Annotated in this window: 19 protein-coding genes; 16 read left to right on the forward strand and 3 right to left on the reverse strand. The window is 58.5% G+C overall.

Annotated features, from left to right (window positions below):
• The first annotated feature begins 180 nt into the window (after positions 1-180).
• Positions 181-1,479: an amino-acid N-acetyltransferase gene (gene argA, locus PMI01S_RS12560; RefSeq protein WP_084320335.1), complete on the forward strand. Its 1,299-nt coding sequence runs from the start codon at positions 181-183 to the stop codon at positions 1,477-1,479.
• Positions 1,480-1,580: 101 nt separating this feature from the next.
• Here argA and tauA read toward each other — a convergent pair whose 3' ends face one another.
• A complete protein-coding gene (gene tauA, locus PMI01S_RS12565) occupies positions 1,581-2,570 on the reverse strand; it encodes a taurine ABC transporter substrate-binding protein (protein WP_084320336.1) in 990 nt (329 codons plus the stop codon).
• A 335-nt stretch (positions 2,571-2,905) separates the two neighbouring features.
• Here tauA and PMI01S_RS12570 point away from each other — a divergent pair, with 335 nt between their 5' ends.
• From PMI01S_RS12570 to PMI01S_RS12610, 9 genes are all read left to right on the forward strand, one after another.
• A complete protein-coding gene (locus PMI01S_RS12570; protein WP_084320337.1) occupies positions 2,906-4,246 on the forward strand; it encodes an OprD family porin in 1,341 nt (446 codons plus the stop codon).
• A 373-nt stretch (positions 4,247-4,619) separates the two neighbouring features.
• Positions 4,620-5,999 (forward strand): OprD family porin, encoded by a 1,380-nt coding sequence (locus PMI01S_RS12575; protein WP_084320338.1) that lies wholly within the window; start codon positions 4,620-4,622, stop codon positions 5,997-5,999.
• Positions 6,000-6,290: 291 nt separating this feature from the next.
• Positions 6,291-6,929, forward strand: a complete 639-nt coding sequence (locus PMI01S_RS12580) for a peroxiredoxin (protein ID WP_084320339.1) — start codon at positions 6,291-6,293, stop codon at positions 6,927-6,929.
• Positions 6,930-7,470: 541 nt separating this feature from the next.
• Positions 7,471-8,064, forward strand: coding sequence for an NADPH-dependent FMN reductase (gene ssuE / locus PMI01S_RS12585; protein WP_084320340.1), 594 nt, complete (start codon positions 7,471-7,473; stop codon positions 8,062-8,064).
• Positions 8,065-8,154: 90 nt separating this feature from the next.
• Positions 8,155-9,120: a sulfonate ABC transporter substrate-binding protein gene (locus tag PMI01S_RS12590; RefSeq protein WP_084320341.1), complete on the forward strand. Its 966-nt coding sequence runs from the start codon at positions 8,155-8,157 to the stop codon at positions 9,118-9,120.
• 25 nt (positions 9,121-9,145) lie between these two features.
• Positions 9,146-10,294 (forward strand): FMNH2-dependent alkanesulfonate monooxygenase, encoded by a 1,149-nt coding sequence (gene ssuD / locus PMI01S_RS12595; protein ID WP_084320343.1) that lies wholly within the window; start codon positions 9,146-9,148, stop codon positions 10,292-10,294.
• Positions 10,295-10,302: 8 nt separating this feature from the next.
• A complete protein-coding gene (gene ssuC, locus PMI01S_RS12600) occupies positions 10,303-11,085 on the forward strand; it encodes an aliphatic sulfonate ABC transporter permease SsuC (protein ID WP_084320344.1) in 783 nt (260 codons plus the stop codon).
• The gene (ssuB, locus tag PMI01S_RS12605; RefSeq protein ID WP_084320345.1) at positions 11,082-11,888 is read left to right on the forward strand and encodes an aliphatic sulfonates ABC transporter ATP-binding protein; all 807 of its coding nucleotides are present in this window, start codon (positions 11,082-11,084) and stop codon (positions 11,886-11,888) included. The genes ssuC and ssuB overlap by 4 nt, the downstream gene beginning before the upstream one ends.
• A gap of 33 nt (positions 11,889-11,921) precedes the next feature.
• Positions 11,922-12,137 (forward strand): TOBE domain-containing protein, encoded by a 216-nt coding sequence (locus tag PMI01S_RS12610; RefSeq protein WP_003229256.1) that lies wholly within the window; start codon positions 11,922-11,924, stop codon positions 12,135-12,137.
• A 202-nt stretch (positions 12,138-12,339) separates the two neighbouring features.
• Here the strand turns inward: PMI01S_RS12610 and PMI01S_RS12615 are convergent, their stop codons facing one another.
• Both PMI01S_RS12615 and PMI01S_RS12620 read right to left on the reverse strand, forming a co-directional pair.
• On the reverse strand, positions 12,340-12,978 hold the full coding sequence (locus PMI01S_RS12615; RefSeq protein ID WP_084320347.1) for a TetR/AcrR family transcriptional regulator: 639 nt from the start codon (positions 12,976-12,978) through the stop codon (positions 12,340-12,342).
• 138 nt (positions 12,979-13,116) lie between these two features.
• Complete coding sequence (locus PMI01S_RS12620) at positions 13,117-14,493, reverse strand: glutamine synthetase family protein (protein ID WP_017341358.1); 1,377 nt, start codon at positions 14,491-14,493, stop codon at positions 13,117-13,119.
• A 278-nt stretch (positions 14,494-14,771) separates the two neighbouring features.
• Between PMI01S_RS12620 and PMI01S_RS12625 the strand changes: the two genes are divergently transcribed.
• From PMI01S_RS12625 to PMI01S_RS12650, 6 genes are all read left to right on the forward strand, one after another.
• Positions 14,772-15,152, forward strand: a complete 381-nt coding sequence (locus PMI01S_RS12625; protein WP_084320349.1) for a gamma-glutamyl-gamma-aminobutyrate hydrolase family protein — start codon at positions 14,772-14,774, stop codon at positions 15,150-15,152.
• Between the two features lie 37 nt (positions 15,153-15,189).
• Complete coding sequence (locus PMI01S_RS12630; protein WP_084320351.1) at positions 15,190-16,548, forward strand: glutamine synthetase family protein; 1,359 nt, start codon at positions 15,190-15,192, stop codon at positions 16,546-16,548.
• 58 nt (positions 16,549-16,606) lie between these two features.
• Complete coding sequence (locus PMI01S_RS12635; protein WP_084320353.1) at positions 16,607-17,971, forward strand: aspartate aminotransferase family protein; 1,365 nt, start codon at positions 16,607-16,609, stop codon at positions 17,969-17,971.
• 169 nt (positions 17,972-18,140) lie between these two features.
• Positions 18,141-19,253 carry a polyamine ABC transporter substrate-binding protein gene (locus PMI01S_RS12640; protein ID WP_084320354.1) on the forward strand — a complete coding sequence of 371 codons (1,113 nt, stop codon included), beginning with the start codon at positions 18,141-18,143 and terminating at the stop codon, positions 19,251-19,253.
• Between the two features lie 236 nt (positions 19,254-19,489).
• Complete coding sequence (locus tag PMI01S_RS12645; RefSeq protein ID WP_084320356.1) at positions 19,490-20,587, forward strand: polyamine ABC transporter substrate-binding protein; 1,098 nt, start codon at positions 19,490-19,492, stop codon at positions 20,585-20,587.
• Between the two features lie 73 nt (positions 20,588-20,660).
• Positions 20,661-21,803 carry an ABC transporter ATP-binding protein gene (locus PMI01S_RS12650; protein ID WP_084320357.1) on the forward strand — a complete coding sequence of 381 codons (1,143 nt, stop codon included), beginning with the start codon at positions 20,661-20,663 and terminating at the stop codon, positions 21,801-21,803.
• The last annotated feature ends 19 nt before the right edge of the window (positions 21,804-21,822 follow it).

Genomic DNA, 21,822 nt, shown 5'->3' on the forward strand with positions numbered 1-21,822 from the left:
GCAGCGTCTGGATCGCCAGCAAGCCGGCTCCTACAGGTTACGTAAATAACCGATGTCCAAACCCGTATTCATGAGGAGAGCTCGCGTGTCGCCAAGCCTGTTCCGACGATAACCATCAGCCCGCTGTGCGTTTTCTGCTTCGCCCATTTTTTGGCTGCTATTTATTACAGGCCCAGGTTCATGCCCGAATACGTTAATTGGCTTCGTCACGCTTCGCCTTACATCAACGCCCACCGTGATTGCACCTTCGTCGTCATGCTGCCCGGTGACGGCGTGGAACATCAGAACTTCGGCAACATCGTTCACGATCTGGTGCTGCTGCACAGCCTCGGCGTGCGACTGGTGCTGGTTCACGGTTCCCGTCCGCAGATCGAAACCCGCCTGGCCGCGCGCGGCCTGACCCCGCATTACCACCATGGGATGCGCATCACCGATGCGGCGACCCTCGAGTGTGTGATCGATGCGGTCGGCCAGCTGCGCATTGCCATCGAAGCGCGGCTGTCGATGGACATGGCCTCGTCGCCGATGCAGGGCTCGCGCCTGCGGGTGGCCAGCGGCAATCTGGTGACCGCACGGCCGATCGGCGTACTCGAAGGCGTCGACTATCACCACACCGGCGAAGTGCGCCGGGTTGACCGCAAAGGCATCAATCGCCTGCTGGACGAGCGCTCCATCGTGCTGTTGTCGCCGTTGGGCTACTCGCCGACGGGTGAGATTTTCAACCTCGCGTGTGAAGACGTGGCGACCCGTGCGGCCATCGACCTGGGGGCCGATAAACTGCTGCTGTTCGGCGCCGACCTGGGGTTGATCGATGAAAACGGTCGTCTGGTTCGTGAACTGCGTCCGCAGCAAGTGCCGGCGCATTTGCAGCGTCTGGGCAATAACTATCAGGGCGAATTGCTGGATGCCGCGGCTGAAGCTTGCCGTGGCGGCGTGGCGCGCAGTCATATCGTCAGTTACGTCGAAGACGGTGCACTGCTGACCGAGCTGTTCACCCGTGACGGTGGCGGTACGCTGGTGGCGCAGGAGCAATTCGAGGTAGTGCGCGAGGCCGCGATTGAAGACGTCGGCGGTTTGCTGGACCTGATCAGCCCGCTGGAAGAGCAGGGAATTCTGGTGCGTCGTTCGCGCGAAGTGCTGGAGCGCGAGATCGAGCAGTTCAGCGTGGTCGAGCGCGAAGGCATGATCATCGCGTGCGCGGCGCTGTATCAGATTGCCGATTCGGATGCGGGGGAGCTGGCGTGCCTCGCGGTGAACCCGGAGTACCGCCATGGTGGTCGTGGGGATGAGCTGCTTGAGCGGATCGAAACCCGCGCCCGGGCTCAGGGGTTGAAGACTCTGTTCGTCCTCACCACCCGGACTGCCCACTGGTTCCGTGAGCGTGGTTTCGTGCCGAGCAGCGTCGAGCGTCTGCCATCGGCGCGGGCGTCGCTGTACAACTATCAGCGTAATTCGAAGATCTTCGAAAAAGCCCTGTAACCGTGTCGCGCCCATCGCCAGCAAGCCGGCTCCTACAGGATTCAGGTGATTCCTTATAGGCGCCGGCTTGCTGGCGATCGGTTGCAAAGCAACCGCCCAAATTACTCGGTGACGAACTTCGCGCTGACATACGGCGAATAATCCGGCAGCACCGTCTCTACCTTGCCTTGCTCCTTCAAGAACTTCGCCGTCTCACCAATTGCCTTCGCCGTGCCGCCGTCCAGCAGCGCGGTGGTCTGTTGTGCCTTGGCGTCCGGGAAGGCCGAGCCGGCCAGCAGTTCCGGCACATCGGCGGCATTGGCACCGGTCAGTTTGGCGATTTTCTGCACCGGTACCGAATCAGCGGTCCAGCTGTCTTTATGCGCGGCGTAATCGGCGAAGGAGTCCAGGGTAACCTTGGCGAATTTGGCCACGACGTCCGGATGCTTCTCGGCGTAATCCTTGCGCGCAACCCAGACTTCGAAGGTCGGTGCGCCCCATTGGCCGACTTGGGCGGCGTCGGTCAAGGTCTTGCCTGTCTTGCGAATTTCCCCCAGCGCAGGCGACCAGACGAACGCGCCATCAATATCGCCGCGCTTCCAGGCGGCTGCAATTTCCGCCGGTTGCAGGTTCACCACTTTGACTTTCGAGGCGTCCAGGCCCCAGTGCTTCAAGGCACCGAGCAAGCTGTAGTGAGAGGTTGAAACGAACGGCGTGGCGATGGTCTTGCCGATCAGATCTTCCGGTTTATCGATGCCGCTGCCATTGCGCACCACCAGGGCTTCAGCAGCGTTGATCTGGGCAGAAACGATGAACGCGACGATTGGCAAATTGCGCGAAGCGGCCGCAGCCAGCGGACTTGAACCGAGGTTGCCGATCTGCACATCACCCGAGGCAATCGCCGTCACCACTTCCGGGCCACTGTTGAAACGGCGCCAGTCGATTTTCTGGCCGATGGTTTTCTCGTAGAGGCCATCGGCTTGCGGGACTTTGCTGGGGTCTATGCCGGTTTGATAACCCACGGTGAGGTTCGCGGCATGGGCAGAAAAAGAAAATAATACCGATACACAAACTGTAACAATTGACTTGGATAGTGCGCGCTTGGTCGTCATGGCGTTGCCTTCGATGAGATTGAATGCGGATGCTTTAAATCTAATCGATCTAAAAAAATACAAATAAATACCTTTTGGGAATTAGCTTATGAAGCGTTTTTTCAATGAGCCAATTCCCAAAGGGTATGAAAAAGAAACGAACACTTCTTTTTAGGTTTATGACGCGCTCGTAAACCTGCATGGACCGAATTGGCGGGGGTTAGACCATGGTCGTAGACACACATAGTTACGATTGACTTGTGGGTCACGGTCTGGCGCTAATCGCCAATCCTAGGATCCCGGGCGTTTGACTCGGGGCCAGGACTACAAGAATTAGAAACGAGAGGAGCTTAACAATGAACAAGTCCACCTTGGCCTTGGCCGTGGCCGTAGGGGTTTTGGCGCAGCAGGCAGGCGCCGCCGGTTTCATCGAAGACAGCAAGGCTTCCGTCAGTTCTCGCACGATGTATTACAACGCTGATTCCCGCGAAGGTCCTTCCACTCCTGCAAACAACCAGCGGGAAACAGCACAGGGCTTCAAGTTCGATTACCTGTCCGGTTTCACCCAGGGCGTGGTGGGCTTTGGTTTTGACGCCCAGGCGCTGGTGGGCATCCATCTGGACGGTGGTCGCGGTCATCACCCGGATAACAACACGTTCTTCCCCAGTGACAGCGACGGCTCGGCATCCGACCCATGGAGTCGCGTAGGGGGTAACGTCAAAGCGCGTTTCTCGAAAACCGAGGCCCACCTGGGTGGCGCTCTTCAGCCCAACATGCCGGTGCTGGTAGCGAACGACAGCCGCTTGCTCCCACAGACCTTCGAAGGTGGCACCATCTCCTCGAAGGAAATCGACAACGTTACCCTTAACGTCGGTCAATTCGAGCACGCAGCAGGCCGCGCGTCGTCGAACACCACCGGGCTGGCCGTCGCTGGCGGTACCGAAGAAAGTAACAAATTCCGTTACGCCGGTGCTGACTGGAAGGTCACCAAAGACCTGACGCTGCAGTATTACCACGCGAATCTGGAAGACTATTACAAGCAAAACTTCTTCGGCCTGGTGCACGTCTTCCCGATCAGCAACAACCAGTCTTTCAAGACCGACCTGCGCTACTTCGACAGCAGTTCCGACGGCAAAAATGGTGATGCGGGTTATCGCTTCAACAACAACGGTGGTTATGCCAAGACACCGGGCGAGGTTGATAACACGACCTGGAGCGCCATGTTCACCTACACCCTGGGTGGCAATGCCTTCCTGGTCGGTCACCAGCGTGTCAGCGATGACGGCGGTTTCGTTTATCTGAACCAGGGCAACGTAGTCGACGGCAACGGCCGCAATGAAGGGGCTGGCGGCACGAGCTTCTATCTGTTCACCGACGCGATGATCAACGGCTTCGTGCGTGCTGGCGAGAACACCACTTTCGGTCAATACACTTATGACTTCGCCTCTCTGGGGGTTCCGGGCTTGAAGGCCTCGGCTGCCTATCTGCGCGGCGAGAACATCAAAGCGGCCAACGGCATTGGTAAAGACCAGACCGAGTGGGAACGCGACCTGCGTGTGGATTACGTGATTCAAACGGGCGCCTTGAAAGGATTCGGGACAACGCTGCGTCACGGCACTTACCGTGGTGACACTCCCAACATTAACGCCCAGGACCAGACCCGTCTGATCTTCAACTACACCTACAGCTTCATGTAACAAGCTTCGCAAGAAAGCCTCGCCGGTTGGCGGGGCTTTTTTTTTGCATTTTTTCCATATGCTAATTGGGTATTGCTTAGTAATTTATTATTCTTTTTAGCTTTTAAAATAAAGCCCTAAAGTGCATCCCGCCGGGGCCGATACCTTGTGTCCCGTAGCAATTAAAATGCTGTTTTTTATTCCAGAACCGCATGAAAAAAGAATGAGCTGATTTTTTTACGTTTACCATGCCGGCCCATTCGCCGCCGTCGACCCTTGATTTAGACGCATCGGTCGAGCGGCGCGCGGATAGCGGTCAGCGGTACACGCACATTTCAGGATCCAGGGCATTCGACTCAGGACCGAAAAAATTAGAAAAGAGAGGAGCGAAACAATGAACAAGTCCACCTTGGCCATGGCTGTGGCCGTAGGGGTTTTGGCGCAGCAGGCAAGCGCCGCCGGTTTCATCGAAGACAGCAAGGCTACCTTGGGGCTGCGTAACTTCTATATCAACACGGATAACCGTGACCACGATGCCAACACCGCTGCCAACAAGCGCAATGGCGTTCAGAGCAAAAACGAAGAATGGGGCCAAGGCTTCGATCTGCGCTTCACCTCCGGCTACACCCAAGGCACTGTCGGTTTCGGTATCGACGCTATCGGCCTGCTGGGCGTGCGTCTGGATTCCGGCGGCGGTACTAACGGCGCAACTGCAACTTCGTACGGCGGCACCGTTTTCCCAAGCAAATCCAACGGTGAAGCGGTTGATAACTTCTCCAGCCTGGGCCTGACTGCCAAAGCCAAGATCTCCCAGACCGAACTGAAGCTGGGTACCCTGCAGCCAAAACTGCCGGTTATCGTGACCAACGACGGTCGTTTGCTGCCGCAAACCTTCCAGGGTGGCCAGATCACTTCGAACGACATCAAGGACCTGACACTGGTCGGTGGTCAGATCGAGCACGCCAAGGGCCGTAACTCCAGCAACAACGAAGAGTTGTCGATTGCGGGTGCCAACGCTCACACCGCAGCCGGTCGTGACAGCAACAAGTTCATCTATGGTGGTGGTGATTACAAAATCACCAAAGACCTGACTGCCCAGTACTACTACGGCAATCTGGAAGATTTCTACAAGCAGCACTTCCTGGGTCTGGTGCACAACTGGGCAATCGGTCCGGGCGTGTTGAAGTCTGACTTCCGTTACTTCAACAGCCGTGATGATGGCGCCAATGGCCACGACTTGAACTACTACACTTCGGGTAACTACAGCGGTGTGGCAAGTGGTAAAGGTAAAGTCGACAACAACCTGTACAGTGGCCTGTTCCTGTACACCGTTGCCGGTCACACCTTCGGTGGCGGTTACCAGGTCAGCAACGGTAGTAGCGACTTCCCTTGGTTGAACCAGGGTGACGGCTCGTCGGCTTACCTCACTACCGACATGCAGATTGCCAAGTTCGCCCGTGCCGGTGAACGCACCTGGCAAGCTCGCTACTCGTACGACTTTGCCAAAGTCGGTGTACCTGGCCTGACCGCCGGTGTGGTTTACCTGCGTGGCGACAACATCGACACCGTTTCTGGAACTCGTCCTTACCCTGAGTCGGGCAGTGGCCGTTCCGAGTGGGAACGCGACCTGACCATCGGTTACGTCGTACCGGAAGGCCCGCTGAAGAACCTGGGCCTGATGTGGAAAAACGCTTCGTGGCGTAACGATGTTCCAGGTCAACGCGACCAGGACGAAAACCGCCTGATCGTCAGCTACTCGATCCCGCTGTTGTAATAGCGCTCGCGTAACCGCTGAAAAAAAGCCCCGCCCGGCATCACGCCGGGCGGGGCTTTTGCGTTTCCAGGGCGGGGTCACCCCCGTAATCCCGTCCTGGAACGCCCTTTTGCAGCGACTCAAGGCCTTCTCGAACCTTGGAAGTGATAGTCGTCGCGATGGCTTTGAAGGTCCAGTGAACAGATCTTTAATATTCTTTTAAGATCTAATAATCGTGATATTTATTCTTTTTATAGAATCCCAAACACGAGCTACAGTTGAGTTCTACAACACACTCATCAGGAGCCCACCATGAGCATCAGACTCGGCGACATCGCCCCCGATTTCGAGCAGGATTCCAGCGCCGGCACCATCCGTTTCCATGAATGGCTGGGCGACAGCTGGGGCGTGCTGTTCTCCCACCCGGCAGACTTCACCCCGGTGTGCACCACCGAGCTGGGCTTCACCGCCAAGCTCAAGGACGAATTCACCCAGCGCGGCGTCAAGGCCATCGCGCTGTCCGTAGACCCGGTGGACTCGCACCACAAGTGGATCGAGGACATCAACGAAACCCAGAACACCGTCGTCAACTTCCCGATCCTGGCCGACGCTGACCGCAAGGTCTCGGACCTGTACGACCTGATCCACCCCAACGCCAACGACACCCTGACCGTGCGCTCGCTGTTCGTGATCGACCCGAACAAAAAGGTTCGGCTGACCATCACCTACCCGGCGAGCACGGGCCGTAATTTCCATGAAATCCTGCGGGTGATCGACTCGCTGCAACTCACCGACAACTACAAGGTGGCCACCCCGGCCAACTGGAAGGACGGTGAAGAAGTAGTGATCGTGCCGTCGCTGCAGGACCCGGAGGAAATCAAGAAACGCTTTCCAAAAGGTTATCGCGCGGTGAAGCCTTACCTGCGTTTGACGCCGCAGCCGAACAAGTGACCCGATAGTTTTCGGGTGTGGCTGAAATCGCCTTCGCGAGCGAGCCCGCTCCCACAGGTTGACCGCGTTCTGATGTGGGAGCGGGCTTGCTCGCGAAGACGGCTTATCAGACACCACACGATTCAGATCCAACAGCATCCATAAAGCAGGGAATTTGAATCGCGCGGTGAAGCCTTACCTGCGTTTGACGCCGCAGCCGAACAAGTGACCCGATAGTTTTCGGGTGTGGCTGAAATCGCCTTCGCGAGCAAGCCCGCTCCCAAAGGTTGACCGCGATCTGATGTGGGAGCGGGCTTGCTCGCGAAGACGGCTTATCAGACACCACACGATTCAGACCCAACAGCGTCCATAAAGCAGGGGAATTTCAGGCCGTTTTCATGGCCTGTTTTTTTGCCCGGAAGAAAGGGTTTTGCATATCTCTTAAATGCATAACCAAATGAATAAATATGATTTAAAGATATATAAATCATCTGTTAAGGTCTCTCCATCGAAGCGAGATCGCACACGGCGAATCGCCAATACCGCTCAAGGAATCGTCTGAATGTTGGTCGTCTCACTTGGTGGCAGTCCCAGCCAACGCTCCCGTTCCGGGGTGCTGCTGGAGCGCTCCCAGCGCTGGTTGCAGGAGCAGGGTGTGGAAGTGGTGAGTTATCAGGTGCGGGACTTCCCGGCTGAAGACTTGCTGCACGCGCGATTCGATAGCCCGAAGGTGATCGACCTGCTGCAACAAATTGAAAACGCCGATGGCCTGCTGATCGCCACGCCGGTTTACAAGGCGTCGTTCTCCGGCGCACTGAAAACCGTGCTGGACCTGCTGCCCGAACGCGCCCTGGCGCACAAAGTGGTTTTGCCGATGGCCACCGGCGGCAGCATCGCTCACATGCTGGCGGTGGATTACGCGCTCAAGCCGGTGTTGTCGGCGTTGAAGGCCCAGGAAATGCTCCACGGAATTTTCGCTGTGGACAGCCAGATCGCTTACGGCGAAGGCAGCGCGCAAGCGCAACTGGCGCCAGAACTTGAAGAACGACTGAACGAATCCCTGGAGCTGTTTTTCAGCGCCATGGCCCGACGGCCGAAGCCGCTCGATCCGAACCTGTTGAACGAACGTCTGTTGAGTGCTCGCTGGAGCATTTAAGCCACACCTGAATTCTGAAGTACTCACCTTACTCAGCCGTCAACGGCCAAGCAGGTGCAGCCAAAACCCAACTGCAAAAAGGAGAGCGCTATGCGCACTGTCATTTTGCGTCGTGGTCTGGTCGCTCTGTTTGCTGCGGCTGTGTCCTTCGGCGCCATTACTCAAGCTCAAGCCGAGACCCTTCGAATCGGTTATCAGAAGTACGGCACGCTGGTGCTGCTCAAAGCCAAAGGCACCCTGGAAAAACGCCTCGCCGACCAAGGCGTGGACGTGCAATGGACTGAATTCCCCGGCGGCCCGCAGCTGCTCGAAGGTTTGAACGTCGGCTCCATCGATTTCGGTGTCACCGGTGAAACGCCTCCGGTATTTGCCCAAGCGGCGGGCGCCGATCTGCTCTACGTCGCCTACGAACCGCCAGCGCCGCACAGCGAAGCGATCCTGGTGCCGAAGGACTCGCCGATCAAATCGGTGAAGGACCTCAAGGGCAAGAAAGTCGTGCTCAACAAAGGCTCCAACGTTCACTACCTGCTGGTCCGCGCGCTCGAAGACGCCGGCCTCAAATACACCGACATCCAGACCGTTTTCCTGCCGCCGGCCGATGCCCGCGCCGCGTTCGAACGTGGCAGTGTCGATGCCTGGGTGATCTGGGATCCGTACCAGGCAGCCGCCGAACAGCAGTTGCAAGCGCACACCCTGCGCGATGGCCAGGGCATCGTCGACAACCACCAGTTCTACCTGGCGACCAAACCTTACGCACAGAAAAATCCTGAGGTGATCAAGACCCTCGTGGAAGAAGTGCGTGCCGTCGGCGAGTGGTCCAAGGCCAACCCGGAAGACGTGACCAAACAGGTTTCGCCACTGCTCGGCCTGCCGGCGGACATCACCCTGACCTCGGTGAAACGCCAGGGCTACGGCGCACTGTTCCTGACCCCTGAAGTGGTCGCCGCCCAGCAGAAAATTGCCGACAGCTTCTTCCAGCTCAAGCTGATTCCGAAACAGCTGAGCATCAAAGACGTGATCTGGACGCCACCGGCAGCCGTTGCCAAAGCGCAGTAATTCGATTCCCCAAGGAGACCACTCCATGAGCCTCAATATCTTCTGGTTCCTGCCTACCCACGGCGACGGCCATTACCTTGGCACCGCCGAAGGCGCTCGCGCCGTCGACCACGGTTACCTGCAACAAGTCGCGCAAGCGGCGGATCGCCTGGGCTTCGGCGGGGTGCTGATTCCCACCGGCCGTTCGTGCGAAGACTCGTGGCTGGTGGCCGCGTCGCTGATCCCGGTGACCCAGCGTCTGAAATTCCTCGTCGCCCTGCGCCCCGGGATCATTTCCCCGACGGTGGCAGCGCGTCAGGCCGCCACGCTGGATCGTCTGTCCGGCGGTCGTGCGTTGTTCAACCTGGTGACGGGCGGTGACCCTGAAGAATTGGCCGGCGACGGTTTGTTCCTGACGCACGAAGAACGCTATCAAGCCTCGGTGGAGTTCACCCGCATCTGGCGGCGTGTGCTGGAAGGCGAAACCGTTGATTACGACGGTCAGCACATCAGCGTGAAGGGCGCCAAATTGCTCTATCCGCCGATCCAGCAACCGCGTCCGCCGCTGTACTTCGGCGGCTCTTCGGACGCGGCGCAAGACCTTGCGGCAGAGCAAGTGGAAATGGTCCTGACCTGGGGCGAGCCACCAGCTGCTGTCGCTGAAAAAATCGAACAGGTTCGAGCCAAGGCCGCGAAGCTCGGCCGCACGGTGCGCTTCGGGATTCGTCTGCATGTGATCGTTCGTGAAACCAATGCTGAGGCCTGGGCCGCGGCAGACCGTCTGATCTCGCACCTGGACGACGACACCATCGCTCGCGCCCAGGCTTCTCTGGCGCGTTTCGATTCTGTCGGCCAGCAACGCATGGCGGCATTGCATGGCGGCAGCCGCGACAACCTCGAAGTCAGCCCAAACCTGTGGGCCGGCGTCGGTCTGGTGCGTGGCGGTGCCGGCACTGCACTGGTTGGCGATGGTCCGACCGTGGCCGCCCGTGTGAAGGAATACGCGGACCTGGGCATCGACACCTTCATCTTCTCTGGTTATCCGCATCTCGAAGAGTCCTACCGAGTCGCGGAATTGCTGTTCCCGCACCTCGACATCGAACGGCCGGAACTGCCCAAAGGTGCGAATTACGTCAGTCCGTTCGGCGAGATGGTCGCCAACGACATTCTTCCCAAAGCCGCGTCCCAGAGCTGAGGCGCACCATGAACAGAATCATCCATAACCTTGCGCCCTGGGCGTTGCCGATTTTGCTGGTGGCGGTGTGGCAGTTGTCGGTGTCGGCGGGCTGGTTGTCGACGCGGATTCTGCCGGCGCCGATCGCGGTGATCGAAGCCGGCGTGAGCCTGGTGCGCAGCGGTGAAATCTGGACTCACCTGGCGATCAGCGGCTGGCGCGCAGCGCTCGGCTTCATCATCGGTGGTGGTATCGGCCTGGCTTTGGGCTTCATCACCGGCCTGTCGAAATGGGGTGAACGCCTGCTCGACAGTTCGGTGCAGATGATCCGTAACGTGCCGCACCTGGCGCTGATTCCGCTGGTGATCCTGTGGTTCGGCATCGACGAGTCGGCGAAGATTTTTCTGGTGGCGTTGGGCACCTTGTTCCCGATCTACCTCAACACTTACCACGGCATTCGCAACGTCGACCCGGCGCTGGTGGAGATGGCGCGCAGTTATGGCCTGTCCGGTTTCAGCCTGTTCCGTCAGGTGATCCTGCCGGGGGCGTTGCCTTCGATTCTGGTCGGCGTGCGCTTCGCACTGGGCTTTATGTGGTTGACGCTGATCGTGGCGGAAACCATTTCCGCCAGCTCCGGCATCGGCTACCTGGCGATGAATGCCCGGGAGTTTTTGCAGACCGACGTGGTGGTGCTGGCGATCCTGATGTACGCGGTGCTCGGCAAACTCGCCGACCTCGCGGCCCGTGGACTTGAACGTGTGTGGCTGCGCTGGCATCCGGCGTATCAGGTTGCCAAGGGAGGTGTCGCATGACGGCTCAACAACCTCCACGCCTGCTGCGCGGGATTCCGCTGGTGGTGCGCAAGCTGCAAAAAACCTTCGGGGCGCGGCGGGTGCTGCGTGAGATCGATCTGCACATTCCGGCCGGCCAATTCGTCGCCGTGGTGGGGCGCAGCGGTTGCGGTAAAAGTACCTTGCTGCGCTTGCTCGCCGGTCTCGACAAACCCACGGGGGGTGAATTGCTCGCCGGTTCCGCACCGCTGAGCGATGCACGGGAAGACACCCGGCTGATGTTCCAGGAAGCGCGTTTGCTGCCATGGAAAAAGGTCATCGACAACGTCGGCCTCGGGCTCAAGGGCAACTGGCGTCCGCAAGCCTTGGAAGCGCTGGAGTCAGTCGGCCTGGCAGACCGCGCCAATGAATGGCCCGCGGCACTGTCCGGTGGCCAGAAGCAACGGGTGGCGCTGGCCCGCGCGCTGATCCATCAACCGCGCTTGCTGTTGCTCGACGAACCGCTGGGCGCACTGGATGCCCTGACCCGAATTGAAATGCAGCAGCTGATCGAGCGGCTCTGGCAGCAGCACGGTTTTACCGTGTTGCTGGTGACCCACGATGTCAGCGAAGCGGTGGCGATTGCCGATCGGGTGATCCTGATCGAAGAGGGCGAAGTCGGCCTCGACCTGCACGTGGAACTGCCGCGTCCTCGGGTTCGGGGTTCGCATCGGCTGGCGGCGCTGGAAACCGAAGTCCTCAATCGCGTCCTCGCGCTGCCCGGCGAACCGCCGGCACCGGAACCTGTTTCACCATTGCCTACGCAATTGCGTTGGGCTCAATAACTCAAGCCTCATCCAACGACAGGAATCAACATCATGACTATCAAGGCCATCAACGTTCGTAACCAGTTCAAAGGCTCGATCAAGGAAATCGTATTGGGCGACGTGCTGTCGGAGATCGACGTTCAGACCGCTTCCGGCATCGTCACTTCGGTGATCACCACCCGTTCGGTTAAGGAGCTGGAACTGGTGGTCGGCAGCGAAGTGATTGCGTTTGTGAAATCCACCGAGGTGTCGATCGCCAAGTTGTGATCGCGTGCAGTGCACACAACCCTGAAGGGCGTGAGCCCTTCGGGGTTTTTTATGCGTGTGAATCAGCCGGGTCGGCGGCGTGGCCATCGCGAGCAAGCCCGCTCCCACAGTTGATCTGCGCCGTACACAAATGCTGTGTTCACTGAGAATCAAATGTGGGAGCGGGCTTGCTCGCGAAGGGACCAGCGAAGCCAGCAAGGAATCAGCCTGGCAAAACACGCTTGGGCAGATAGGGCGGCAAATACAGTCCCAGGTAGGCATCAAACACCCGCATTCCTTCCTCGGCCATGCGTGGCGTGATCTGTCCGTGTTGTTGCACCGAGCGCGCATACACCCGATCACCCAACTCCATCGCCAGCGCAAACACATCAACGTCCGTCGGCAGCTTCGGCAATTCGAAGTGATGATCGAACAGTTTGTGCATCAGGTCGCCGAGTTCGATGTCGTGCTGACGGTCAGCCTGGGTGACTTCGGTCAGGCCGTGCTGGGCAAGAATGAGCTGTCGGGCGGCGGCGTCTTCGTCGTAGATCTCGAGCATGCGTTGTTCCACCAGCCGCGACAGGTCGCGCCAGCCGTCGAGGGCGTCGTGGTCGATGGGCGCTTGCAGGCACGCGCGGAACGCGGCGTGGACGTCGGCCGTCAGGGCTTCGAGCAGTGCCGGGACGCTGGCAAAGAAGTGGTAGACGGAGGAGGGCGGGATCTCCGCGCGTTCGGCGACGCTGTAGATCGACAGACTGGCCACACCTTCGGCTGCCAGCAACGTGCGGGCGGCATCGAGTATCGAATCGATCCGGGCCTGGCTGCGGGCGCGGGGTTTGCGAACGGTGGCGGTGCGCGTCATTGGAGTCTCCTGCGGGGCAGCGGGCATTGTACGCAGAGCGGGCAGATGTTCCATATCCCTCGCCACAGGGTTTGTGTTCAGCCATAAAAAAACGCCGCAGGCTTTTAACAGCCGGCGGCGTTGTTTTGCTGCAACCGCTTACACGGTATGCAGATACCAGTTGTACTCAAGGTCGGAGATGGAGTGTTCGAACTCCTCCAGCTCGCTTTCCTTGCAGGCCACGAAGATATCGATGTATTTCGGATCGATGTACTTGGCCATGACTTCGCTGTCGTCCAGCTCGCGCAATGCATCGCGCAGGTTGTTCGGCAGGCTTTGCTCGTTCTGCTCGTAGGAGTTGCCTTCCACGGGTGCGCCCGGCTCGATCTTGTTGGTCAGACCGTGGTGCACGCCTGCCAGGACCGAAGCCATCAGCAGATACGGGTTGGCATCGGCGCCCGCAACGCGGTGTTCGATACGCACGGCATCGGAAGAACCGGTCGGCACGCGGATCGCTACGGTGCGGTTGTCCAGGCCCCAGCACGGCGAGTTCGGCACGTAGAACTGTGCGCCGAAACGACGGTAGGAGTTGACGTTCGGGCAGAGGAAAGCCATCTGCGCCGGCAGGGTCTCGAGCACACCGCCGATCGCGTGACGCAGTGCGGCGTTCTGCTCGGGATCCTCGCTGGCAAAAATGTTTTTGCCATCTTTATCAAGAATCGAAATGTGTACGTGCAGACCGTTGCCCGCCTGGCCCGGGTAAGGCTTGGCCATGAAGGTGGTGTCCATCTCATGGTCGTAGGCGATGTTCTTGATCAGACGCTTGAGCAGGACCGCGTAGTCGCAGGCCTTGATCGGGTCGGCCACGTGGTGCAGGTTCACTTCGAACTGCGCCGGGGCACTTTCCTTGACGATCGCGTCGGCAGGGATGCCTTGCTCTTTCGCACCTTCCAGAATGTCCTGGAGGCAGTCGACATATTCGTCGAGGTCGTCGATCAGGTAGACCTGGGTCGAATGCGGGCGTTTGCCGGAAATCGGCGAACGTGGAGGTTGCGGACGACCGTTCACGTTTTCCTGGTCGATCAGGTAGAACTCAAGTTCAAAGGCGGCGCAGATGGTCAGGCCCATCTCGTCGAACTTGGTCACGACCTGGCGCAGGACTTCGCGAGGATCGGCGAAGAAAGGGTCACCTTCGAGTTCGTGCATGGTCATCAACAGTTGCGCGGTAGGGCGCTTCTGCCAGGGCTCATTGCACAGGGTGTCAGGGATTGGATAGCAGATTCGGTCAGCATCGCCGATGTCCAGGCCCAGGCCGGTGCTTTCCACCGTCGAGCCATTGATATCCAGAGCAAATAGGGAGGCCGGCAGGTTGATGCCTTTCTCGTAAACCTTGTGGAGACTGGTGCGTTCAATGCGCTTGCCGCGCACCACACCATTCATATCCGCAATCAGAAGGTCAACGTACAGAACCTCAGGATGTTCCTTAAGGAACGCGTTCGCTTCGTTAAGCTGAACGGCACGCGGGGGTACCGACATGATGCAACACCTTTGTTGTTAAAAATATCAATCATTGATCTCTTCGGGTTTCAGTCAACCCGAACGGCATGCCGAAGTCAAGCGAGGCCTTTTTTGCCCTAAAAAAGCGCCCGTGAGGCTTTTTTGAGGCACTTTGGGGCGTTTTTATGCCTTTGAGTGCTTTGCCGTCCGCGGGCTTGAGCGGGCCGTGTTGTATTTTTTACGGGGGTGTTGTGTAAAAAAATGAACAAGGCTAAGCTCGATTCAAACCCATAACAGCAATAATACCGGGGTGCTTCATGTCTCGCCTGCCGTTAATCGGCGTCGCCATCTGCTCCAGGCAGATCGGTCTGCATGCTTATCACATCAGTGGCGATCGTTACGTCCACGCCAAGGCCCGTGTTGCCAAAGGTGTGCCGTCGACTCTTCTTTCCCCGGCGAACCGGCTGGCTCCGTCCGATATTCTGGACGGTTCGCGCGACATTCTCTTTACGGGTTGTCCTTTCAATATAGAACCGTTTTACCTTGGCGGCCCGACCAACGTGTCGGCGGCTGCTCATGATTCTGCACGCAATGTTCTTCTCTCGCTGACTCCCGCCATTACCCGAGTGGGTGTTTGTGCGCGGCAATTGCAGTGGCAATCTGTACCAAGCGACGCCCGTGCGTCAAACAACGCCTGACTTATAAGAGTCAGGAAACTCAGCCTAAGAGGCATTTATGAGTAACAACCTCGACCAGCTCACCGATTGGTTGAAAGACCACAAGATCACAGAAGTCGAATGCATGATCGCCGACTTGACCGGGATCACCCGGGGCAAGATTTCGCCGACCAACAAGTTCATTGCTGAAAAAGGCATGCGCCTGCCCGAGAGCGTTCTGTTGCAGACCGTGACCGGCGACTATGTCGAAGACGACATCTATTACGAACTGCTCGACCCGGCCGACATCGACATGATCTGTCGCCCCGACTCGAATGCAGTGTTCCTGGTGCCATGGGCCATCGAACCGACCGCCCAGGTGATCCACGATACTTATGACAAGCAAGGCAACCCGATCGAACTGTCGCCGCGCAATGTGCTTAAAAAGGTTCTGAAGCTCTATTCCGACAAGGGCTGGCAGCCGATTGTGGCGCCGGAAATGGAGTTTTACCTGACCAAGCGCAGTGACGACCCTGACTACCCGCTGCAACCGCCAATCGGTCGTTCGGGGCGTCCGGAAATCGGTCGTCAGTCGTTCTCGATTGAAGCGGCGAACGAATTCGATCCGCTGTTCGAAGACGTCTACGACTGGTGCGAATTGCAGGAACTGGACCTCGACACGCTGATCCACGAGGACGGCACGGCGCAGATGGAGATCAACTTCCGTCACGGCGATGCCTTGTCCCTGGCCGACCAGATCCTGGTGTTCAAGCGCACCATGCGCGAAGCCGCGCTCAAGCACGACGTTGCCGCCACGTTCATGGCCAAGCCCATGACCGGCGAGCCGGGCAGCGCGATGCACTTGCACCAGAGCATCATCGACATCGAAACCGGCAAGAATGTCTTCTCCAATGAAGACGGGACCATGAGCCAGCTGTTCCTGCATCACATTGGTGGCTTGCAGAAACTGATCCCCGAGCTGTTGCCGCTCTTCGCGCCCAACGTGAACTCGTTCCGCCGCTTCCTGCCGGATACGTCGGCGCCGGTGAACGTGGAATGGGGCGAAGAGAACCGCACCGTGGGCCTGCGGGTTCCGGATGCCGGGCCACAAAACCGTCGGGTGGAAAACCGCCTGCCGGGCGCCGACGCCAACCCGTACCTGGCGATTGCCGCGAGCCTGCTCTGCGGTTACATCGGCATGGTCGAAGGCCTGAACCCGAGTGCGCCGGTGGTAGGGCGTGGCTATGAACGCCGCAACCTGCGCCTGCCACTGACCATCGAAGACGCGCTGGAACGCATGGAAAACAGCGCGACTATCGAGAAATACCTGGGCAAGAAATTCATCACTGGCTACGTCGCGGTCAAGCGGGCCGAGCATGAAAACTTCAAGCGCGTGATCAGTTCGTGGGAGCGGGAATTCCTGCTCTTCGCCGTCTGATGCGCCGGGCGCCGCCGTTATCGGGCGGCGCTTTCACCTGATTTTTTAGGAGATTCGTATGACCAGCAACAATCCGCAAACCCGTGAATGGCAAACCCTGAGCAACGATCACCACCTGGCCCCGTTCAGCGACTTCAAACAGTTGAAAGAGAAAGGCCCGCGGATCATCACCAACGCCAAGGGCGTTTACCTGTGGGACAGCGAAGGCAACAAGATCCTCGACGGCATGGCCGGCCTGTGGTGCGTAGCGATCGGCTACGGTCGCGATGAACTGGCCGATGCCGCCAGCAAGCAAATGCGCGAATTGCCTTACTACAACCTGTTCTTCCAGACCGCGCACCCACCGGTGCTCGAGCTGGCCAAGGCCATCGCCGACATCGCGCCGGAAGGCATGAACCACGTGTTCTTCACCGGTTCCGGCTCCGAAGGCAACGACACCATGCTGCGCATGGTCCGCCACTACTGGGCGATCAAGGGCCAGCCGAAAAAGAAAGTCATCATCAGCCGCAAGAACGGTTATCACGGTTCCACCGTGGCCGGCGCGAGCCTGGGTGGCATGACCTACATGCACGAACAGGGCGACTTGCCGATCCCGGGCATCGTCCACATCGCCCAGCCGTACTGGTTCGGTGAAGGCGGCGACATGACACCGGAAGAGTTCGGTGTGTGGGCGGCCAACCAGCTGGAAGAGAAGATTCTGGAAATCGGCGTGGACAACGTCGGTGCCTTTATTGCCGAGCCGATTCAGGGTGCCGGCGGCGTGATCATTCCGCCAGAGACCTACTGGCCGCGCATCAAGGAAATCCTCGCCAAGTACGACATCCTGTTCGTGGCGGACGAAGTGATCTGTGGTTTCGGCCGCACCGGTGAGTGGTTTGGTACCGATTTCTACGGCCTCAAGCCGGACATGATGACCATCGCCAAAGGCCTGACGTCCGGCTACATCCCGATGGGTGGCCTGATCGTGCGTGATGAAGTGGTGGCAGTGCTCAACGAAGGCGGGGACTTCAACCACGGCTTCACCTACTCCGGTCACCCGGTAGCGGCTGCGGTAGCGCTGGAAAACATCCGCATCCTGCGCGAAGAAAAAATTATCGAGCGCGTTCATGCCGAAACGGCACCCTATTTGCAAAAGCGTCTGCGGGAACTGAACGATCACCCACTGGTGGGCGAAGTTCGTGGGGTGGGTCTGCTGGGGGCCATCGAGCTGGTTCAGGACAAGGCTACGCGCAAACGTTACGAAGGCAAGGGTGTGGGCATGATCTGCCGCACGTTCTGCTTCGACAACGGCCTGATCATGCGCGCCGTCGGCGACACCATGATCATTGCTCCGCCGCTGGTGATTACCAAGGCTGAAATCGATGAGCTGGTGACCAAGGCTCGCAAGTGTCTGGACCTGACCCTGAGTGCGTTGCAGGGCTAAGTGCTAGGCTCTGAGCGGGAGTATGAAACTTTCGCTCAGAGCAGTTCCAAAGGATGGCCTTTCCTTGAAAGACCGCCTCGGATCTTGCCAGACTAGCCGCGGTTCCAGTTGTCCGGGTTCGGCCGCTGAACAAAGTGGTTCAAAAAAGAAAAAATTTGGAGCATTACGCATGAAGGCATTAGGAAAAAAGCTTGCTGGCAAGACACTCCTCGCCATGTCCCTGATGGGCATAATGGCGGGTGCGGTTCAGGCGGACGACAAGGTGTTGCACGTCTATAACTGGTCCGACTACATCGCTCCGGACACCATCAAGAAGTTCGAAACCGAGTCCGGCATCAAAGTCGTGTACGACGTTTTCGACAGTAACGAAACCCTGGAAGCCAAGTTGCTGGCAGGCAAATCCGGTTACGACATCGTCGTGCCGTCGAACAACTTCCTGGCCAAGCAGATCAAGGCCGGCGTTTACCAGAAGCTGGACAAGTCCAAGCTGCCTAACTGGAAGAACCTGAACCCTGACCTGCTCAAAGCGGTATCGGTGAGCGACCCGGGCAACGAACACGCTTTCCCGTACATGTGGGGTTCGATCGGTATCGGCTTCAACGCCGAGAAGGTCAAGGCTGCACTGGGCGCCGATGCCCCGACCGATTCGTGGGACCTGATCTTCAAACCGGAGAACGCGGCCAAGTTGAAGTCGTGCGGTATCAGCTTGCTCGATTCGCCAACCGAGATGATCCCGGTGGCGTTGCACTACCTGGGCCTGCCAACCGACAGCCAGAAGAAAGAAGACATCGACAAGGCTGAAGCGCTGATCATGAAGGTCCGTCCTTCGATCGCCTATTTCCACTCGTCCAAGTACATCTCCGACCTGGCCAACGGCAACATCTGCGTAGCCGTCGGTTACTCGGGTGACATCTACCAGGCCAAGTCCCGCGCGGCTGAAGCCGGTGACAAGGTGAAAGTCAGCTACAACATCCCGAAAGAAGGTGCGGGCAGCTTCTATGACATGGTCGCCATCCCTAAAGATGCCGAAAACGTCGAAGGCGCCTACAAGTTCATGACCTTCCTGCAGAAGCCGGAAATCATGGCTGAAATCACCAACGCCGTGCGCTTCCCGAACGGTAACGCGGCTGCAACCGCATTGGTCGATAAAGACATCACCAGCGACCCGGGCATTTATCCGCCGGCCGACGTGCTGGCCAAGCTGTACGCGATTGCCGACTTGCCGGCCGCGACCCAGCGGATCCTGACTCGCAGCTGGACCAAGATCAAATCCGGTAAGTAATACACCCTGTAGGAGCGAGCTTGCTCGCGATGAACCAGAGAGCACCGCTGGGTGTCAGGCACCCAGCGTTATCGTTGACGACCATCGCGAGCTAGCTCGCTCCTACTCGGATCTTCATAAAGTTTGCTGGAACGGTTTTTCGAGGGTAAGTTGCGCGCCGGTTTTGTTGCTGGGCAGCGATGACTGTCATGTAACGCGGGGCAACTTGGGCCCAACTAATTTTAGAGGACCTCCACTTGCCTATTTCTTCTTTGCTGCGCAATGCCCTGCTGGTCGGCGCTGGGCTGACATTCGCTGTCAGTGCCCAGGCCGCCGGTACGGTGCATATTTATAACTGGTCGGATTACATCGGCGAGACCACCCTGGCGGACTTCCAGAAAGAGACCGGCATCAAGCCGGTTTATGACGTGTTCGACTCCAACGAAACCCTGGAAGGCAAGTTGCTCGCCGGGCGCACCGGTTATGACGTGGTCGTGCCGTCCAACCACTTCCTTGGCAAGCAGATCAAGGCCGGTGCTTTCCAGAAACTCGACAAGTCGAAGTTGCCGAACTACTCGAACCTCGACCCAGTATTGCTCAAGCGTCTGGAACAGAACGATCCGGGCAACCTGTACGCCGTGCCATACCTGTGGGGCACTAACGGCATCGGTTACAACGTCGACAAGATCAAGGCTGTACTGGGTGTCGACAAGATCGATTCCTGGGCTGCGGTGTTCGAGCCGGAGAACATCAAGAAGCTGCAGAGTTGCGGCGTGGCGTTCCTCGATTCCGCCGATGAAATGATGCCCACCGTCCTCAATTACATGGGCCTCAACGCCAACAGCACCAACCCCGAAGACTACAAAAAGGCCGAAGCCAAATTGCTGGCGGTGCGGCCTTACGTGACCTACTTCCACTCCTCCAAATACATCGCCGACCTGGCCAACGGCGACATCTGTATCGCCATCGGTTTTTCCGGCGACATGTTCCAGGCCCGCAACCGTGCGGCTGAAGCGAAGAAAGGCGTGAACATCGCCTACTCGATTCCAAAGGAAGGCGGTGCACTGTGGTTCGACATGCTGGCGATTCCAAAGGATTCGGCCAACGTCAAAGAAGCCCACGCCTTCATCAACTATTTGCTGAAACCTGAGGTGATCGCCCAGGTCAGCGATTACGTCGGCTATGCCAACCCCAACCCGGGGTCGGACACACTGATGGAACAGTCCATTCGCACCGACGAAGCGGTTTATCCACCGCAAGCAGTCCTCGACAAGACTTACGTGTCGATCGAGTTACCACCCAACATTCAACGTTTGATGACCCGCAGCTGGACCAAGGTCAAGTCGGGCAAATAGCTTCAAGGCTCAAACTATCCAAGGTTGGCTCACCTTGAGCGAACTGCACTCTTTTTTTCTGGGAGTTTCGTAAATGGCAGTTGCCTCCGGCGCCTATAAGAAAGCCCTCGAGGGCGACCAGTCACCTAAACAGGTGCTGGTCAAAATCGACCGGGTCACGAAGAAGTTCGACGAGACGATTGCCGTGGACGATGTGTCCCTGGAAATCAAGAAAGGCGAGATCTTCGCCCTGCTCGGCGGTTCGGGATCGGGCAAATCCACGTTGCTGCGGATGCTCGCCGGCTTCGAACGGCCCACGGAGGGGCGTATTTTCCTCGATGGCGTAGACATCACCGACATGCCGCCGTACGAGCGGCCGATCAACATGATGTTCCAGTCGTACGCCTTGTTCCCGCACATGACCGTGGCGCAGAACATCGCCTTCGGCCTCAAGCAAGACAAGCTTCCCGCGGCTGAAGTCGATGCCCGCGTGGCCGACATGCTCAAGCTGGTGCAGATGACCCAGTACGCCAAGCGCAAACCGCATCAGTTGTCCGGTGGCCAGCGTCAGCGTGTGGCCCTGGCGCGTTCGCTGGCCAAGCGACCGAAGCTGTTGCTGCTCGACGAGCCGATGGGTGCGCTGGACAAGAAGCTGCGTTCGCAAATGCAGCTGGAGCTGGTCGAGATCATCGAGCGCGTCGGCGTAACCTGCGTCATGGTGACCCACGACCAGGAAGAGGCCATGACCATGGCCGAGCGCATCGCGATCATGCACCTGGGCTGGATCGCCCAGATCGGCAGCCCGATCGATATCTACGAAACCCCGACCAGCCGCCTGGTCTGCGAGTTCATCGGCAACGTCAACATCTTCGACGGTGAAGTGATCGACGACGCCGAAGGTCACGCCACCATCACCTGCAAGGACCTGGATCGTCAGATTTACGTGGGTCATGGCATCAGCACCTCGGTGCAGGACAAGTCCGTGACTTACGCGATCCGTCCGGAAAAACTGCTGGTGACCCCGACCATGCCGACCTGCGAATACAACTGGTCCAGCGGCAAGGTGCATGACATCGCCTACCTCGGCGGTCACTCGGTGTTCTACGTCGAATTGCCGAGCGGCAAGATCGTCCAGTCGTTTGTCGCCAACGCCGAGCGCCGTGGCCAGCGCCCAACCTGGGGTGACCAGGTTTACGTGTGGTGGGAAGACGACAGCGGCGTGGTACTTCGCTCATGAACATGCGCAAATTCAAACG

It is taken from the genome of Pseudomonas migulae NBRC 103157, assembly GCF_002091715.1.
Classification (GTDB): Bacteria; Pseudomonadota; Gammaproteobacteria; order Pseudomonadales; family Pseudomonadaceae; genus Aquipseudomonas; species Aquipseudomonas migulae_A.

What these genes read in the sequence shown, in the direction of transcription:
- PMI01S_RS12610 (WP_003229256.1), top strand. Translation starts at nt 11,922, where the DNA reads ATGACTATCAAGGCCATCAACGTTCGTAACCAGTTCAAAGGCTCGATC.
- ssuC (WP_084320344.1), top strand. Translation starts at nt 10,303, where the DNA reads ATGAACAGAATCATCCATAACCTTGCGCCCTGGGCGTTGCCGATTTTG.
- ssuB (WP_084320345.1), top strand. Translation starts at nt 11,082, where the DNA reads ATGACGGCTCAACAACCTCCACGCCTGCTGCGCGGGATTCCGCTGGTG.
- PMI01S_RS12625 (WP_084320349.1), top strand. Translation starts at nt 14,772, where the DNA reads ATGTCTCGCCTGCCGTTAATCGGCGTCGCCATCTGCTCCAGGCAGATC.
- PMI01S_RS12635 (WP_084320353.1), top strand. Translation starts at nt 16,607, where the DNA reads ATGACCAGCAACAATCCGCAAACCCGTGAATGGCAAACCCTGAGCAAC.
- PMI01S_RS12650 (WP_084320357.1), top strand. Translation starts at nt 20,661, where the DNA reads ATGGCAGTTGCCTCCGGCGCCTATAAGAAAGCCCTCGAGGGCGACCAG.
- PMI01S_RS12580 (WP_084320339.1), top strand. Translation starts at nt 6,291, where the DNA reads ATGAGCATCAGACTCGGCGACATCGCCCCCGATTTCGAGCAGGATTCC.
- PMI01S_RS12590 (WP_084320341.1), top strand. Translation starts at nt 8,155, where the DNA reads ATGCGCACTGTCATTTTGCGTCGTGGTCTGGTCGCTCTGTTTGCTGCG.
- PMI01S_RS12630 (WP_084320351.1), top strand. Translation starts at nt 15,190, where the DNA reads ATGAGTAACAACCTCGACCAGCTCACCGATTGGTTGAAAGACCACAAG.
- PMI01S_RS12570 (WP_084320337.1), top strand. Translation starts at nt 2,906, where the DNA reads ATGAACAAGTCCACCTTGGCCTTGGCCGTGGCCGTAGGGGTTTTGGCG.
- argA (WP_084320335.1), top strand. Translation starts at nt 181, where the DNA reads ATGCCCGAATACGTTAATTGGCTTCGTCACGCTTCGCCTTACATCAAC.
- PMI01S_RS12640 (WP_084320354.1), top strand. Translation starts at nt 18,141, where the DNA reads ATGAAGGCATTAGGAAAAAAGCTTGCTGGCAAGACACTCCTCGCCATG.
- ssuE (WP_084320340.1), top strand. Translation starts at nt 7,471, where the DNA reads ATGTTGGTCGTCTCACTTGGTGGCAGTCCCAGCCAACGCTCCCGTTCC.
- PMI01S_RS12620 (WP_017341358.1), bottom strand. Translation starts at nt 14,493, where the DNA reads ATGTCGGTACCCCCGCGTGCCGTTCAGCTTAACGAAGCGAACGCGTTC.
- ssuD (WP_084320343.1), top strand. Translation starts at nt 9,146, where the DNA reads ATGAGCCTCAATATCTTCTGGTTCCTGCCTACCCACGGCGACGGCCAT.
- tauA (WP_084320336.1), bottom strand. Translation starts at nt 2,570, where the DNA reads ATGACGACCAAGCGCGCACTATCCAAGTCAATTGTTACAGTTTGTGTA.
- PMI01S_RS12575 (WP_084320338.1), top strand. Translation starts at nt 4,620, where the DNA reads ATGAACAAGTCCACCTTGGCCATGGCTGTGGCCGTAGGGGTTTTGGCG.
- PMI01S_RS12615 (WP_084320347.1), bottom strand. Translation starts at nt 12,978, where the DNA reads ATGACGCGCACCGCCACCGTTCGCAAACCCCGCGCCCGCAGCCAGGCC.